This is a genomic window from Parvibaculum sedimenti (assembly GCF_009184905.1).
GTDB lineage: Bacteria > Pseudomonadota > Alphaproteobacteria > Parvibaculales > Parvibaculaceae > Parvibaculum > Parvibaculum sedimenti.
Map to the genome: position 1 here is coordinate 38,325 of NZ_WESC01000009.1, position 14,665 is coordinate 52,989.

A 14,665-nucleotide genomic window follows, 5' to 3' on the forward strand; every position below is an offset into this window, starting at 1 on the left:
GTGGGGTTATGAACGGGTTCGCCATTGATCCCCATGTGCCCAAGGCGTCGGCCGCGAGCCTCTGGGGCAAACGCGCTGGCGAGGCTCTGCTGTTCCTCATCGTCGTCGGGGGCTTTTACCAGAAGAGCAAAGCGGGCGAGAGCCAGCCCGTGCCTTACGATCTTGCGCTCATCGGTTGCATGGGGCTCTTCTTCCTGCTTGGCCTCAAGCTCCCGCGCGGCATTGTCTGGCCTGCGCTCTGCTGGGGGCTGGTGCTGGTCGGCTACATCCTCGGGGGCGTGTCGGCGCCCTACATGGACCTGGTGCAGGATGCGGTGACGGTCAGCGCCTATCAGGTCTGCGCCTTCATTTTCTTTTCGGCCTATGTTTATGAGGAGCCCGGCCGCAGGCTTCCATTGCTCTTCAACGCATGGGCCCTCGGCGCCGTCATCGTGTCGGTTGTCGCCGTCGCCGCCTATTTCGGCGTGATGCCGAATGCCGACGATTATCTCGCCATGGGCCGCGCCACCGGCACTTTCAACGATCCGAACGTCTTCGGACCCTTCCTTATTCCTCCGACGATCTATCTCGCACAGCGCCTCAGCATGGCGCAAAGCATGCGCGCGTTGCTGCTCGTGCCCGGCATTGCGGTGTTGCTGTTCGGTGTGCTTCTGAGCTTTTCCCGCGGCGCATGGGGCTCGCTCGTTCTGTCGAGTGCGATCTTTCTGGGGCTGACGCTGGCGACCTCGAAGTCGGCAAAGCAGTCGATGCGGCTCATCGTCTCCGCCGTTCTGATGGGGCTTTTTGTCGTCGGCATGCTCGCCGCCGCGCTCTCGGCGCCTCAGGTACAGGCGCTGTTCAAGGAGCGCGCCATGCTGGTGCAGGATTATGACGTGGGCGAGCAGGGGCGCTTTGAAAGCCAGAAGCGCGCCTTCGCGAAGACGCTCGAAAATCCGCTTGGGCTGGGGCCCAACCAATGGGCGAAGCTCAACAAGCTCGACACGCACAATGTCTACCTGCATGTGCTGGTGGCGGGGGGCTTCCTTTCCGGGCTTTCCTTCATTGCCTTTGTGCTGCTGACGCTGCGGCGCGGGTGGCTCGCCTCGTTCAAGCCAGGCCCGGGGCAGGAATATCTGATCGTTGCCTATGCCTGCGCGGTGGGTCAGATGACGGAGGCCTTCATCATCGACATCGAGAACTGGCGGCACATCTATCTGCTCTTCGGCATGATCTGGGGCGTCATTCTCGCCCGCGAGATGGCAGGGGCCGCGAGGACGCGGCGTGCCGACGCGCGAGGGCCGCTCGGCGCAGCCGGCTTCACGGGCTGATGAGTTGCGGATCGGCGCACCTTGGGGGACCCGAGCGGCATCTCTATCTAACGGGGGTATCTGGAGGCCACGCCCGGAATCGAACCGGGGTAAACGGATTTGCAGTCCGGCGCGTAACCACTCCGCCACGTGGCCATCCTAGACAAGGCGGGGTATAGCAACTCCCCGCCGTACAGACAATGCACATTCTCCGCACATTCGGGCCGCTTTTGCGTGCTGTCCTGGCCCAATTCTGCCTTGCAAGGATAAAGGAGAGCTAAACCTTCATCGCAGGCGAATTGAGTTTGGAGCCGGGGAGCCTTATAAACGCCTCCAATGACTCCGTCCGGAGGCTATCCAGCCCCGGCGGCCCATCTCGCCTCAGGACGTCCTCCCATGACCGATTTCGCTGCCGCCCGCATCAACATGGTCGAGAACCAGGTGCGCTGTAACGCCGTGACCGATGCGCGACTGATCGCCGCCATGAGTTCCGTGCCGCGCGAACTCTTCGTTCCCGACGACCGCCGTGGCGTCGCCTATATGGATGAAGATGTCAGCCTCGATGACGGGCAGGGTGCCGGGCGCTACCTGATGCAACCGCGCGCTTTCGCGAAGCTCGCCCAGCTCGCAGAGGTTCAGGAGAGCGACCACGTCCTCGATATCGGTGCAGGCCCGGGCTATTCCTCGGCGGTCCTTTCCCGCCTCGCCAGGACGGTGATCGCGCTGGAAGTGGACGAGGTGCTTGCCGCCACCGCCACGACGAAGCTCGCGGAACTTGGCGCTTCCAACGTGACGGTCGTAACCGGCCGCCTGAATGAGGGTTACGCCAAGGGCGCGCCCTATGACGTGATTTTTCTCGGCGGCGCGACGCCGGTGGCGCCAGAGAATCTCTTCGATCAGCTGAAAGATGGCGGCCGCCTCGTCGTCGTCACCGGCTCCGGCCCCGCTGCTCATGCGCGTATATTCATCCGGGCGCATGGCGCGATCAGCAGCCGCATGGCTTTCGATGCAAAAATTCATGCTCTGCCAGGCTTCGAAGTCGCGGAAAGCTTCGTCTTCTGACCAGCGAAGCGGGGCGGCGACGTCGCACCTCGTTCAACCCGATTCGCGAGCGATAACAGCAATTTGACAGTAAAGGCCATGCGCTTAACTGACACTTGGCCCCAACCGTTCATATCTGTACCTTGCCGGAACTAGATCAGGTACCAATCGCGTAAGCGTAGAGGGGCTAGGCCCCGCTTTGCGGAGAGGCAATACGATGAAACGATCCTTTGGGGCGTCCGTGAAGCTCATGGCTCTTGGCGGGGTCAGTGCGCTGGCTTTAACGATGCTCGCGCCCGTCGCCTCGGCTGAGAACCTCGTGGATGCGCTGTCCGCGGCTTATCAGAGCAATCCCGACCTTCAGGCGCAGCGCGCCCAGCAGCGCGCCACCGACGAGCAGGTGCCGCAGGCCCTGGCCGGCTGGCGCCCGACATTGACGGCGCAGGGCACCTACGCCGCGACCCGCTCCCGCGCCAATCTCAAGACACCTGCCGGTGCAAGCCTCAGCGCGAACTCCCGGCCCCTGACGGGTAGCGTGACGCTGAGTCAGAATCTCTTTGCGGGCGGACGCACGGTCAATGCGACTGCGCAGGCCGAGCATGTCGTCGAGGCCGGACAGAACTCGCTGCTCAGCGCCGAGCAAACCACTCTGCTCAACGCCGTCGCCGCCTATATGGACGTTATCCGCGATCAGGGCGTCGTCGATCTCAACAAGAGCAACGTGCAGGTGCTGAAGCGCCAGCTCGAAGCGACGCAGGACCGCTTCCGCGTCGGCGAGTTGACGCGCACGGATGTGGCCCAGTCGGAGGCTCGCCTCAGCGGATCGAAGACCTCGCTTCGTCAGGCGGAAGCCCAGTTGACCGCCAGCCGCGCGTCTTACGAAAAGATCGTCGGCCATGCGCCTGCGGATCTCGCGAAGCCCGCGCCTGCCGCGAACCTGCCGCAGAGCGAAGACCAGGCCCGCGCCTATGCCGAACGCAATAATCCCGATCTCAAGGCCGCCCGCGCGAGCGAAGCCGCGAGCCGGTCTGCCGTTTCCGTCGCCAAGGGCGGGTTGCTGCCGACCTTCGACGTTCAGGCGCAGTACCAGTATGCCCGCGATCCTTCTTCCAGCGCGCTGTCGAGCACGGCTGTGCGTTCGAGCGATGAAAGCTCCATCATGGGCGTTCTGACCATTCCGCTCTATCAGAGCGGGTCCGAATATTCCAAGGTTCGCGCCGCGAAGGAGCAGGCGAGCGCCGCGCTGATGCAGATCGCCTCGGTTCAGCGTCTCGTGGACGAGGCTGTCCGCGACGCGTGGGAGCAGCTTAACGCCGCGCGCTCGAACATCGTTTCGAGCCAGGAGCAGGTGAAAGCCAACGAGATCGCGCTCGAAGGCGTGAAGCAGGAAGAGCAGGTCGGTTCGCAGACCACGCTCGATGTGTTGAATGCCGAGCAGGAACTCCTCAATGCCCGCGTCACTCTCGTCAGCGCGGAGCGCGACGAAGTGGTGGCTGCCTACAATCTGCTCGCAGCGACGGGCCAGCTCACCGCACGGCAGCTTCAGCTTCCGGTTAAATATTATGACCCGAAGGTGAATGCCGATGACGTGCGCGACAAGTGGATCGGCTTCGGCACGGCGAGCGACGAAGGCCAATAAACACGCTCTTTAACTACGTTTCCCGGTCGGTGAATGTTGGCTTTTGAAGTCAACATCTCCTAAGCTTTTGTCTGGTATGTAGGTTGAAGTCGCGACCGAGGACTGACAGGACGTAGTATGAGCAATCAAGGCCCGGCACAGGAACCCACGATGGAGGAGATTCTCGCCTCCATTCGCCGGATCATCTCCGAGGATACAGGCAAGGACGAGGCGGAAGAGGTCACAGAGGCCGCTCCGCCGCCGCCGGCTCCTGTCGAGGAGCCGCTGGAGCCCGAATTCGAAGAGGAACTCGGCTTCGACGAGGAGCTCGAGGAAGACGTGCTCGAACTGACCGAGCCGTTGCCCGAGGAGGAACCCCTCATCGAGGCGAGCGCACCCCTTTCCGAACCGGCATATACGCCCGAACCGGCTTATGAGCCGGAACCGGTAGCCGAGCCGGTGGCCGAGTTTGAACCTGAGCCGGAGCCTGAATATGTCCCGGCGCCTGCGGCAACCGTGCCCGCTCCGGCGGCTTACGAGCCTCCGCCCATGGCCTACGAGCCCGAGCCGGAGCCTGCTCCCGAGCCTGCTTATGACGAATCCGACGAAGACATTACTTTTGGCGAGCCCGTGATGAACGCGCAACCGACCCCCGCTCCGACCTTTACCCCGCAGCCCGCGGCGCCCGCACCGTCCGGCCTGTTGTCCAGCGATGCGGCCGGCGCCGCTTCGGCGGCCTTCGGCGCATTGGCGAATTCGCTCATGACCTCGGCGGGCGGCTCCCGCACGCTCGAGGATCTGGTGGCCGACCTACTGAAACCCATGCTGAAGCAGTGGCTCGACCAGAACCTGCCGCCGCTTGTCGAACGGCTGGTCCGCGAGGAAATCGAGCGTGTGGCCCGCGGCCACCGCTAGGATCGCCTATCTTCGAGCTTCGAGCCTTGCGGTGGTCCTCGATAAAGGGCCCGCCGCTTTCGGCGCTTGGCCGGGAACGGCACGTGCTGCCCCCGTTCACGGCGCTTGGCCGGGAACGGCACGTGCTGCCCCCGTTCACGGCGCTTGGCCGGGAACGGCACGTGCTGCCCCCGTTCACGGCGCTTGGCCGGGAACGGCACGTGCTGCCCCCGTTCACGGCGCTTGGCCGGGAACGGCACGTGCTGCCCCCGTTCACGGCGCTTGGCCGGGAACGGCACGTGCTGCCCCCGTTCACGGCGCTTGGCCGGGAACGGCACGTGCTGTAAGACGGCGGTATTCCGCGCTTCTGTTTCCCATCTCCCCGGCCGGAGGCCCCCGAAAGGGCCCGGTGCCGATCTGCCCACCCGGACCTATTCCCATGCTCGAGAAAACATTCAGCCCCAAGGACGTCGAAGAACGCCTCTACCGCCAGTGGGAAGAGAGCGGAGCCTTCAAGGCGGGCAATCCCGAGCGGGTAGCGGCGGGCGCCAAGCCCTATAGCATCGTTATCCCGCCGCCGAACGTCACCGGCAGCCTGCATATGGGCCATGCGCTCAATAACACGCTGCAGGACGTGCTGATCCGCTTCGAGCGCATGCGCGGCAAGGACGTGCTCTGGCAGCCGGGCCTCGACCATGCAGGCATCGCGACGCAGATGATCGTGGAACGCCAGCTCGAGGGTGAGGGCAATGTCCGCCGCCGCGACATGGGCCGCGAGGCTTTCATCGAGCGCGTCTGGAAGTGGAAGGGCGAATCGGGCGGCAGCATCATCAACCAGTTGCGGCGCCTCGGCGCCTCCTGCGACTGGAGCCGCGAGCGCTTCACGCTTGGCGAGCGCGGTGCGCCGGACGAGCAGATGGTCCGCGCCGTCACCAAAGTCTTTGTCGAACTGCATGCCCAGGGCCTCATCTACCGCGACAAGCGGCTGGTGAACTGGGACCCGAAGCTTCAGACCGCCGTGTCCGACCTCGAAGTCGAGAACATCGAGGTGAAGGGCAACTTCTGGCATTTCCGCTATCCGCTCGCCGATGGCAAGACGGTTCGCTATCCGAGCGAATTCGATGAGGAGGGCAAGCCCACCGCGTGGGAGGATCGCCCCTATATCGTCGTCGCGACGACGCGCCCCGAAACCATGCTGGGCGATACCGCCGTTGCCGTGAATGCGGAAGACGAGCGTTACAAGCACCTCAAGGGCGCGCATGTCATCCTGCCGCTGGTCGGCCGCAAGATTCCGATCGTCTTTGACGAGCATGCTGACCCGACGCAAGGTTCGGGCGCCGTCAAGATCACGCCCGCGCATGACTTCAACGACTTCGAAGTCGGCAAGCGCCATGGGCTGCCGCAGATCAACATTCTGACGGCGGACGGAAAGATCAATGACGAGGCGCCGGAAGCCTATCGCGGCCTCGATCGCTTCGACGCGCGCAAGAAGATCGTCGCCGACATCGAGGCGCTGGAACTTCTCGACCGTATCGAGCCGAAGACCGTCATGGTTCCGCACGACGAAAAGTCGAAGATGACGGTCATCGAGCCCTATCTGACCGACCAGTGGTATGTGGATGCGGCGACGCTTGCCAAGCCCGCCATCGCCGCCGTCGAGCGCGGCGAAACGACCTTCGTTCCGAAAAACTGGGAAAAGACCTATTTCGAATGGATGCGTAACATTCAGCCCTGGTGTATCTCGCGCCAGCTCTGGTGGGGCCATCGCATTCCGGCCTGGTATGCCGAAGACGGAGAAATCTTCGTCGCCCATAGCGAGGACGAAGCATATGCGGCCGCGGAAAAGCATTACGGCAAGCGCGTCGAGCTGAAGCGCGACGAAGACGTGCTCGACACCTGGTTTTCCTCGGCGCTCTGGCCCTTCTCGACGCTTGGCTGGCCGGACGAGACGCCGGAACTGAAGCGCTATTACAAGACCGATGTGCTCGTCACCGGTTTCGACATCATCTTCTTCTGGGTCGCCCGCATGATGATGATGGGCCTGCACTTCATGAACGAAGTGCCGTTCCGCGACGTCTATATCCATGCGCTGGTTCGCGACGAGAAGGGCCAGAAGATGTCGAAGACGAAGGGCAACGTCATCGACCCGCTGAAGCTCATCGACGAGTACGGCGCGGATGCGCTGCGCTTCACGCTGGCGGCCATGGCCGCTCAGGGCCGCGACATCAAGCTCGCGACGAACCGCGTCGAAGGCTATCGCAATTTCGGCACCAAGCTCTGGAACGCCGCGCGCTTCTGCGAGATGAACGAATGCGCCCGTGTCGAGGGCTTCGACCCGGCGAAGGTCACGCAGACCGTCAACCAGTGGATCGTCGGCGAAGTCGCACGTACCGCCGCGAAGGTCACCGAAGAGATCGAGGGCTATCGCTACAATGAGGCAGCAGGCGCCATCTATCGCTTTGTCTGGAACGTCTTCTGCGACTGGTATCTGGAATTCATCAAGCCGCTTCTGCTGGGTACGGATGAATCGGCCAAGGCCGAGACCCGTGCGACGGCGGCCTGGGTGCTCGACCAGATCCTGCTGATCCTCCATCCCTTCATGCCCTTCATGACCGAAGAGCTTTGGGCGACGACGGCGGGCCCGGCGCGCAAGAGCCTGCTCGTCATGGCGGAGTGGCCGAACCTTTCGGGTCTGCGTCACGCCGACGCCGACGCCGAAATGGGCTGGGTCATCCGTCTCATTTCCGATGTTCGTTCGGTGCGCGCGGAAATGAACGTACCGGCGGGTGCCAAGATTCCGCTGCTCATCAAGGGCGCGTCACAGGAAAACCTCCAGCGACTCGCGCGTCACAAGGACCTCATCCTGCGCCTCGCGCGGCTTGCCTCCGCCGACACGACGGATGCCGTGCCCGCAGGCTCACTCCAGCTCGTGCTCGACGAGGCGACGGTTCTTCTGCCGATCGCCGACTTCGTCGACCTCAAGGCCGAGACTGCGCGCCTCGCCAAGGAAATCGGCAAGCTCGAAAGCGAGATCGAGAAGCTGACGGCAAAGCTCGCAAACGAGAAATTCGTTGCATCCGCGCCAGAGCACGTCGTCGAGGAACAGCGCGAACGCAAGGCCGACGCCGAAGCGGCGCGGACGAAGTTCAAGGACGCGCTGAAGATGCTCGAAGGTGCGGTGTAAAGCTCCGCACTCTGAGCGGTTGATTAATCATTCAATTCAGCTAGCATTTTCCCGGGCTGGCCGCATTCGCGGCGTTCACTGGGGGAAATAATGAAACGCATCCTGATTATGGGCGGCGCCATGGTGGTGCTTGCCGGTTGCTCGACTATGGTCGAAGGCACTTCGCAGCGCATCAGCGTGAATACGACGCCACCTGGCGCTGCCTGTGAGTTCACGCGCCATGGCGAGAGCCTTGGCAAGATCGATCCGACGCCGGGTTCACTGAAGATCGACAAGACCAAATACGACATCATGATCGAGTGCTCGAAAGAAGGCTATCAAAAGGCGAGCTACGTCAATCATTCCGACGTGGCCGGAGCGACGGTCGGCAATATCATCCTTGGCGGTGGCATCGGCTGGGCGATCGACTCCGCGAGCGGCTCGGACAACAAATATGAGTCGACCGTGAACATCAATCTCGCACAGAACGGCGCTTCGGCCGCTGTCGAGCCTGAAAAACAACAGCCGTCCAAAATTGTCGATAAGGCCGTTGCGCTGACGAATTAGGACTGTGAGCCCATTTTGGGCGCTGCCGACTGCAAAACTAAAGAGGCAGCCCTTTGGGCTGCCTCTTTGCGTTTGAGGTGATAGATCGCTCAGCTATCGAAAACAATGACCGAACGGGCGAGTTCGCCGCGCTTTAACTCGTCGAAAGCCTCGTTGATCTGTTCGAGCTTCAGGCGGCGCGAGATCATGTCGTCGAGCTTGAGCTTGCCCGCCATGTAGAAATCGACAAGGCGCGGCATGTCGACGGGGAAGCGGTTCGAGCCCATGAGCGAGCCCTGAATCCTCTTCTCGCCGAGGAAGTCTGCGCCGTGAAGTTCGATGTTCACGCCGACCGGAATCATGCCGATGATGTTCGCCGTGCCGCCGCGCGCGAGCATCCTGAACGCCTGCTCGGCGGTCTGCTTCATGCCGATGGCCTCGAAGGAGTGATGGACGCCGCCATTGGTCATGTCCATGACCTGCTTCACCGCATCGCCATCCTTCGGATTGACGACGTCGGTCGCGCCGAATTCCTTGGCGAGGTTGAGCTTCGAGCCCTGCATGTCGATGGCGATGATGCGGCCGGCGCCCGCGATTGCCGCACCGTTGATGGCCGCGAGGCCCACGCCGCCGCAGCCGATGACGGCGACGGTTTCGCCGGGGCGCACATTCGAGGTGTGAATGACGGCGCCGACGCCTGTCGTCACCGAGCAACCGATCAGCGCGGCGCGGTCGAGCGGCATGTCCTTGCGGATCGCCACGCAGGCATGCTCATGGATGAGCATGTATTCGGCGAAGGAGGAGAGGTTGAGGAACTGGTTCATCGGCCCCGCATCCTTCATCAGGCGCGGCTCTTCGCCCGCCTGACGCTTCGTCTCCGGGCTCACGCAACGCGACATGTGGCCGGTGAGGCAATGTTCGCAATGGCCGCAAAAGGCCGAAAGGCAGGTGATGACATGGTCGCCGGGCTTCACGGTGTGAACCTCGGAGCCGACCTGTTCCACGATGCCTGCGGATTCATGGCCGAGCACGGCAGGAAGCGGATAGGGATAGGAGCCCTCGACGAAATGGAGGTCGGAGTGGCAGACGCCCGCGGCGACGGTGCGGATCAGCACCTCATGCGGGCCCGGCTTGTTGATCTGGACGTCCTCGATGACGAGGGGCTTTCTTGTTTCGCGTAGAACGGCAGCCTTCATTTGAATTTACCTCCCGGAGCGGCCTGTTTACCGGCCTGTTATGGGGCAATGGTGACCTGCGGGACGGGCCCGGGTCAATGGTCGATGCGGTCGCGCTTCGAGGGGCTTTGCAAGCTCGGGCTTTATGCCAGAATGGCGGCCCCGTAGCCGGAGTTGCCTCGATGTCCCGACGCCAGAAATTTGCCGCCCTCATTCTCTCGCTAGGACTGACGCTCGGCGCTGCTGGCACGGTTCATGCCGAGCCGACGGCGGCGGCCAACGCAATGTTCAATGCGGGCGTCGAGGCCTTTCGCGCGGGCGACATCACGGCGGCGGTCGATTCATGGTCGCAGGCCGCGAAGGGCGGCCATGGTATGGCCGGCTATCTGGTGGCGCGTCTCTATGAGCAGGGGCGCGGCGTGCCGCAATCCGATGGAACGGCGTTCCATTATTACCTTCTCGCGGCGCAGGCCGGGAACGCGCAGGCCGCCGACAAGGTTGGCCTCGTCTATCGGAACGGCAATGCGGTGGTCGGCGTCAAACGCGACTATCAGAAGGCCTTCAAGATGTTCGAGGTGGGCGCGCTCGCGGCCTGGCCCGATGCGCAATATCACCTTGCGGACATGTATCGCCGGGGCCTCGGCGTTCCGATCGAGCGTTCGGAAAGCCTGCGTTGGCTCATTCTTGCCGCCGAAAAGCGCCATGTGCTGAGCTTGCTTGAGCTTGCGCGCATTTATTTCGACGGCGAGGGCGTCCAGCAGGATCGAATTACGGGATGGTCCTTTCTCGATCTCGCCAACCGCTTCGCCGAGCCCAACAATGCGGGCCGAGTGAACACGGCGATGACGAAATATTCGGGGCGCATGCGCGACGGAGAGAAGGAGCAGGCGAAGACGGTCGCCGACGATTGGCTCGCCAAGCACGAGGGCTGACCGCCTTCTGAAGCGCCTAGCCGAAGATCACCTTTTCCTCGCCGAACCAGAGGGGTGATTTCGAAAAGTCGATGAACTTCGCTTCGTCCTCGAGAAGCGCACGGCCTGCTTCCCGCGCCTCCGGCGTGTCGGTCATGAGATCGTCGAGATTGTCCCACCAGAGCTGCGCAACGCCGTCATAGATCGCCGGGACCGCCTCGATGCTGACCGACCGGGCCGCGCGGATGGCATCCGTCATGGCAAAATCGCCGGTGTGAAGCTGAACATAACGCCTGATTTTCAGCGCCGCGCGATGTTTCGCGACGAGCGGCGCGTGGTTGTTGAACCAGTAATCCTGGAATGCCTCGCGGCTCATCCCCGGCTTGCGCGTGAGGCAGAAGGTAAGCTTGATCATCGGTCCTCCCTTTTTTTGTTGCGCCATCCTACGATGGACAGGCGGCAGGCCGAAGAGCGGTCGTCATGCCGGATTTCGAATGAGGCGTTGAGCACATCATGCGCATAGCAGTCGGCGGATTTCAGCACGAAACAAATACCTTCGCGCCGTCCAAGGCGCCTTGGGCAGCGTTCGAACAGGCCGATTCATGGCCCGGCCTGCAAAAGGGCCCGCATCTGCTGACCGCCTTCAAGGGTATGAACATTCCGATTGCCGGTTTCATCGACGAGGCGGAGGCGAGGGGGCATACGCTGCTGCCGCTCGTCTGGTGTTCCGCCACGCCATCGGCCCATGTGACCGAGGAAGCCTATGAGCGTGTCGCCGAAATATTGCTCGACGCGCTCGGCTATGCGGGGGAAATCGACGCCGTTTATCTCGATCTCCACGGCGCGATGGTGACCGAGCATCTCGAGGACGGAGAGGGCGAGTTGCTGAAGCGCGTCCGCGCGGCGGTTGGCCCGAAAATTCCAGTGGTTGCAAGCCTCGATCTTCATGCCAATGTCACGGCGGAAATGGTCGAATATTCCGACGTGCTGATCGCCTATCGCACCTATCCGCATGTCGATATGGCAGAGACAGGCGCGCGAGCCGCAGCGCATCTCGATGCGATGTTCGCGGGCCTGCCGCGTCAGGCGAAGGCGATGCGCAAGATCGACTATCTCATACCGCTCACCGCGCAATGCACCCTGGTTGAACCTTCCGCGAGCATCTATCGCGACGTCGCAGCGCTTGAAGGCGCAATACTCGGCAATGGCCGCGTCAGCACCGTTTCATTTGCCGGGGGCTTTGCGCCCGCCGACATCAAGGATTGCAGCCCCACCATCATCGCCTATGCGGATACGGAAGTGGCGGCGAACGAAGCGGCGGAGCGCATCGCGAAAAAAGTGAACGACAGCGAAAGCGCCTTCCGGGAAAAACTCTGGTCGGCGCCCGACGCGGTAGCTCATGCGATTGCCAATGCAGGCGAGGGCGGGCCGATCATTCTTGCAGACACGCAGGACAATCCCGGCGCCGGCGGCAATGGCGACACGGTGGGAATTCTGCGCGAGTTGATCGTACAGAATGCACAGAGCGCCGTGCTCGGCGTTCTCTTCGACCCTGAGTCCGCAAAAGCGGCGGCGGAAGCGGGCGAGGGCGCGCGCATTCGCCTGCGGCTTGGCGCTAAAACGGGCGGGGCCGATGAAGAGCCCATTGATGATGAGTTCGAAGTGGCGCGCATTTCCGATGGTGAATTCCTCGCCACCGGCCCCTTTTATGGCGGCTCCCGCATGTCGCTCGGCACCACGGCGCGGCTCAGAAAAGGCGGCGTCGAAATCGTCGTCGCATCGCGCAAGGCCCAATGCGCCGATCAGGAAATGCTGAAACATATCGGCATCGAGCCCGCGAAGCTCGGCATCCTTGTTGTCAAAAGCTCGGTGCATTTCCGCGCCGATTTCGGACCGCTCGCCCGCGAGGTGCTGGTAGTCGAAAGCCCCGGCCCCAACACGGCTGATCTCTCGAAGCTCCACTACAAGCATCTGCGCAACGGCGTGCGCGTTATGCCGCTCGGCAAGCCTTACACGGGCTGATTTCTCAAAAATCGAACTCCGCCCAGATCGGCGTGTGGTCAGAAGGTTTCTCTCGGCCGCGCGGCTCCTTGTCGATGTCGCAAGCCCTGAGCCTGTCTGCCGCCTGTGGCGAAAGCAGCAGATGGTCGATGCGGATGCCCTTGTCCTTTGGCCAGCACCCCGCCTGATAGTCCCAGAAGGTGTAGCGATGGGGCTCGGTGTGGCAGGCGCGGAAGGCATCCGTCAGACCAAGATTGAGCAGCTCACGGAACTTTGCCCGCGACTCCGGCTGGAACAGCGCATCGCCCGCCCATGCTATCGGATCATAGCAATCCTCGGGCATGGGAATGACGTTGTAGTCGCCAGCGAGAATGAGCGGCTCTTCGTATTTCAGAAGCTCCTTCGCATGGGCGATCAGCCGATCCATCCAGGCGAGCTTGTAGGAGAATTTCTCGGTGCCGATGGGATTGCCGTTTGGCAGATAGATCGAGGCCACGCGCATCGCGCCGCCATCGATCGAGATAACGGCTTCGAGATAACGCGCATGATCGTCGCCATCATTGCCGGGCAGGCCGGGGATCGCTTCATCGATGGGATGCTTCGAGAGAATGGCGACGCCGTTGTAGGTCTTCTGCCCGTGGAAGGCGACGTTGTAGCCGAGGTCTTCGATCTCACCGCGCGGGAAGGTGTCGTCGGTACATTTTGTTTCCTGAAGGCAGACGACATCCGGGCTCGCCTTTTTCAGCCAGTCCTTCAGATTGCCGAGGCGCGCCTTCAGCGAATTGACGTTGAATGACGAAACTTTCATGAAAAACCCTTCGGCCGTCTCGATGTAGCTGGGATCTCGTTAACCCGCCCGACCTAGCATCGGGCTGTACGGCATATGGAATGCCCGTCTAACATATAAAGGAACATCGCATGAATGTGTCGAGCGTCGCGGGCGCCACACCCGCGCTCAAGAAGCCGGAAGCCATGGAAGCGCCGGGGCCGGAAGTCGGAGCGAAAAACGATCATGACGGCGACGACGGATCCAGCGCCGCCATCTCCTCCGCCGCGCCGCGTCCGGGAACCGGCACGGTCGTCAACACATCCGCCTGAGTCGGCATCAGACGCCATGCATATGAGGGGGCCCCACAAGCACGGGGCCCCTTTGCCGCCTGCCTTTTAACAGTTTAATGAAGGTAATTGACGGGGGCACAAAGAAGCCTCAGCATCATCGCCAACAAAATGCCCCCGGGGAGGGAGTCGGAAGTGGTGACTCGTGCTGTGGTCAGTAGACCAAAGGACCGCCAGATGGCCCGCGCATATCATGCGCCGGCAAACCTGACGGAGCGTTGTCTTCTCAGCGTTATCGGCATTCTTGCGGCATTCATGACGCTGGTGCATGGCATGCTGACCATGTCGGCGCTTCCGCCGCTCACCGTAAAGCAGGATATTGAGGTCTATTGGACAATTGCGACGCTCGGCATCTGGGTGCCGGCGATCTGCCTTTTCTGCTCGATCCTCGGCGTGATGATCCAGGGCAAGGCGACGGTAGCAATGCTCGTCCTGTCGCCCATCATCTCCATCGGTGCCTATTGCCTTTACACCTATGTCGCGATTGAACCGTTCCTGATGCAGCTGGCCGTGGGCCACTGACCGGGAGGTCGGCTCAGACGGAAAATGAGGTTCCACAGCCGCAGGACGCCGTAGCATTCGGGTTGTGGATCTTGAAGGCCGAGCCGATCAGATCGTCCACGAAGTCGATTTCCGATCCTTCGAGATACATCACCGAAACCGAATCGATCAAGACTGTCGCGCCCGCATTTTCGACCACGAGGTCGTCCGCATCGCGGTGATCGTCCAGCGTGAAGCCATATTGAAAGCCTGAGCACCCGCCGCCGGAAACGGAAACGCGCAGCGTCACGCCTTCATCCTCGCCGGAGAGAACCTCGAGGATCCTCTTCGCGGCCCGGTCGCTCAGCGTGATGGGCTTGCCGGCGCCCGGCATGGTTTCGATCAGCGTGTCGGTCATATGGGTCCACTCCGCC

At 62.3% G+C, this 14,665-nt stretch carries 14 protein-coding genes and 1 tRNA gene; 10 read left to right on the top strand and 5 right to left on the bottom strand.

Features of this window, described 5'->3' with window-relative positions; genetic code table 11:
• Positions 1-8 precede the first annotated feature (8 nt).
• On the top strand, positions 9-1,307 hold the full coding sequence (locus F2P47_RS11060; RefSeq protein WP_152216425.1) for an O-antigen ligase family protein: 1,299 nt from the start codon (positions 9-11) through the stop codon (positions 1,305-1,307).
• A gap of 61 nt (positions 1,308-1,368) precedes the next feature.
• Here F2P47_RS11060 and F2P47_RS11065 read toward each other — a convergent pair.
• Positions 1,369-1,442, bottom strand: a tRNA-Cys gene (locus tag F2P47_RS11065).
• A 240-nt stretch (positions 1,443-1,682) separates the two neighbouring features.
• Between F2P47_RS11065 and F2P47_RS11070 the strand changes: the two genes are divergently transcribed.
• From F2P47_RS11070 to F2P47_RS11090, 5 genes are all read left to right on the top strand, one after another.
• A complete protein-coding gene (locus F2P47_RS11070; RefSeq protein WP_152216426.1) occupies positions 1,683-2,348 on the top strand; it encodes a protein-L-isoaspartate O-methyltransferase family protein in 666 nt (221 codons plus the stop codon).
• 196 nt (positions 2,349-2,544) lie between these two features.
• Positions 2,545-3,966, top strand: a complete 1,422-nt coding sequence (locus tag F2P47_RS11075) for a TolC family outer membrane protein (RefSeq protein ID WP_152216427.1) — start codon at positions 2,545-2,547, stop codon at positions 3,964-3,966.
• 117 nt (positions 3,967-4,083) lie between these two features.
• Complete coding sequence (locus tag F2P47_RS11080; protein WP_152216428.1) at positions 4,084-4,860, top strand: DUF2497 domain-containing protein; 777 nt, start codon at positions 4,084-4,086, stop codon at positions 4,858-4,860.
• A 418-nt stretch (positions 4,861-5,278) separates the two neighbouring features.
• Positions 5,279-8,023, top strand: coding sequence for a valine--tRNA ligase (locus F2P47_RS11085; RefSeq protein WP_152216429.1), 2,745 nt, complete (start codon positions 5,279-5,281; stop codon positions 8,021-8,023).
• A gap of 90 nt (positions 8,024-8,113) precedes the next feature.
• Positions 8,114-8,569, top strand: coding sequence for a hypothetical protein (locus tag F2P47_RS11090; RefSeq protein WP_152216430.1), 456 nt, complete (start codon positions 8,114-8,116; stop codon positions 8,567-8,569).
• An 89-nt stretch (positions 8,570-8,658) separates the two neighbouring features.
• Here the strand turns inward: F2P47_RS11090 and F2P47_RS11095 are convergent, their stop codons facing one another.
• Positions 8,659-9,744 (bottom strand): Zn-dependent alcohol dehydrogenase, encoded by a 1,086-nt coding sequence (locus tag F2P47_RS11095; protein WP_152216431.1) that lies wholly within the window; start codon positions 9,742-9,744, stop codon positions 8,659-8,661.
• 161 nt (positions 9,745-9,905) lie between these two features.
• Here F2P47_RS11095 and F2P47_RS11100 point away from each other — a divergent pair, with 161 nt between their 5' ends.
• On the top strand, positions 9,906-10,655 hold the full coding sequence (locus F2P47_RS11100; RefSeq protein WP_185681077.1) for a tetratricopeptide repeat protein: 750 nt from the start codon (positions 9,906-9,908) through the stop codon (positions 10,653-10,655).
• A 16-nt stretch (positions 10,656-10,671) separates the two neighbouring features.
• Here the strand turns inward: F2P47_RS11100 and F2P47_RS11105 are convergent, their stop codons facing one another.
• Positions 10,672-11,049, bottom strand: a complete 378-nt coding sequence (locus tag F2P47_RS11105; RefSeq protein ID WP_152216433.1) for an EthD domain-containing protein — start codon at positions 11,047-11,049, stop codon at positions 10,672-10,674.
• A 95-nt stretch (positions 11,050-11,144) separates the two neighbouring features.
• Here F2P47_RS11105 and F2P47_RS11110 point away from each other — a divergent pair, with 95 nt between their 5' ends.
• A complete protein-coding gene (locus F2P47_RS11110) occupies positions 11,145-12,656 on the top strand; it encodes a M81 family metallopeptidase (protein ID WP_185681081.1) in 1,512 nt (503 codons plus the stop codon).
• Positions 12,657-12,660: 4 nt separating this feature from the next.
• Here F2P47_RS11110 and F2P47_RS11115 read toward each other — a convergent pair whose 3' ends face one another.
• Positions 12,661-13,443, bottom strand: coding sequence for an exodeoxyribonuclease III (locus F2P47_RS11115; RefSeq protein ID WP_152216435.1), 783 nt, complete (start codon positions 13,441-13,443; stop codon positions 12,661-12,663).
• A 110-nt stretch (positions 13,444-13,553) separates the two neighbouring features.
• Between F2P47_RS11115 and F2P47_RS11120 the strand changes: the two genes are divergently transcribed.
• A complete protein-coding gene (locus F2P47_RS11120; RefSeq protein ID WP_152216436.1) occupies positions 13,554-13,733 on the top strand; it encodes a hypothetical protein in 180 nt (59 codons plus the stop codon).
• 195 nt (positions 13,734-13,928) lie between these two features.
• The gene (locus F2P47_RS11125) at positions 13,929-14,273 is read left to right on the top strand and encodes a hypothetical protein (protein WP_152216437.1); all 345 of its coding nucleotides are present in this window, start codon (positions 13,929-13,931) and stop codon (positions 14,271-14,273) included.
• 13 nt (positions 14,274-14,286) lie between these two features.
• Here the strand turns inward: F2P47_RS11125 and erpA are convergent, their stop codons facing one another.
• Positions 14,287-14,649 carry an iron-sulfur cluster insertion protein ErpA gene (erpA, locus tag F2P47_RS11130; protein ID WP_246176851.1) on the bottom strand — a complete coding sequence of 121 codons (363 nt, stop codon included), beginning with the start codon at positions 14,647-14,649 and terminating at the stop codon, positions 14,287-14,289.
• Positions 14,650-14,665 lie beyond the last annotated feature (16 nt).

Excerpts from the sequence above, each read along its gene's own strand:
- F2P47_RS11060 (WP_152216425.1), top strand. The coding sequence starts at position 9 with ATGAACGGGTTCGCCATTGATCCCCATGTGCCCAAGGCGTCGGCCGCG.
- F2P47_RS11070 (WP_152216426.1), top strand. The coding sequence starts at position 1,683 with ATGACCGATTTCGCTGCCGCCCGCATCAACATGGTCGAGAACCAGGTG.
- F2P47_RS11075 (WP_152216427.1), top strand. The coding sequence starts at position 2,545 with ATGAAACGATCCTTTGGGGCGTCCGTGAAGCTCATGGCTCTTGGCGGG.
- F2P47_RS11080 (WP_152216428.1), top strand. The coding sequence starts at position 4,084 with ATGAGCAATCAAGGCCCGGCACAGGAACCCACGATGGAGGAGATTCTC.
- F2P47_RS11085 (WP_152216429.1), top strand. The coding sequence starts at position 5,279 with ATGCTCGAGAAAACATTCAGCCCCAAGGACGTCGAAGAACGCCTCTAC.
- F2P47_RS11090 (WP_152216430.1), top strand. The coding sequence starts at position 8,114 with ATGAAACGCATCCTGATTATGGGCGGCGCCATGGTGGTGCTTGCCGGT.
- F2P47_RS11095 (WP_152216431.1), bottom strand. The coding sequence starts at position 9,744 with ATGAAGGCTGCCGTTCTACGCGAAACAAGAAAGCCCCTCGTCATCGAG.
- F2P47_RS11100 (WP_185681077.1), top strand. The coding sequence starts at position 9,906 with ATGTCCCGACGCCAGAAATTTGCCGCCCTCATTCTCTCGCTAGGACTG.
- F2P47_RS11105 (WP_152216433.1), bottom strand. The coding sequence starts at position 11,049 with ATGATCAAGCTTACCTTCTGCCTCACGCGCAAGCCGGGGATGAGCCGC.
- F2P47_RS11115 (WP_152216435.1), bottom strand. The coding sequence starts at position 13,443 with ATGAAAGTTTCGTCATTCAACGTCAATTCGCTGAAGGCGCGCCTCGGC.
- F2P47_RS11120 (WP_152216436.1), top strand. The coding sequence starts at position 13,554 with ATGAATGTGTCGAGCGTCGCGGGCGCCACACCCGCGCTCAAGAAGCCG.
- F2P47_RS11125 (WP_152216437.1), top strand. The coding sequence starts at position 13,929 with ATGGCCCGCGCATATCATGCGCCGGCAAACCTGACGGAGCGTTGTCTT.
- erpA (WP_246176851.1), bottom strand. The coding sequence starts at position 14,649 with ATGACCGACACGCTGATCGAAACCATGCCGGGCGCCGGCAAGCCCATC.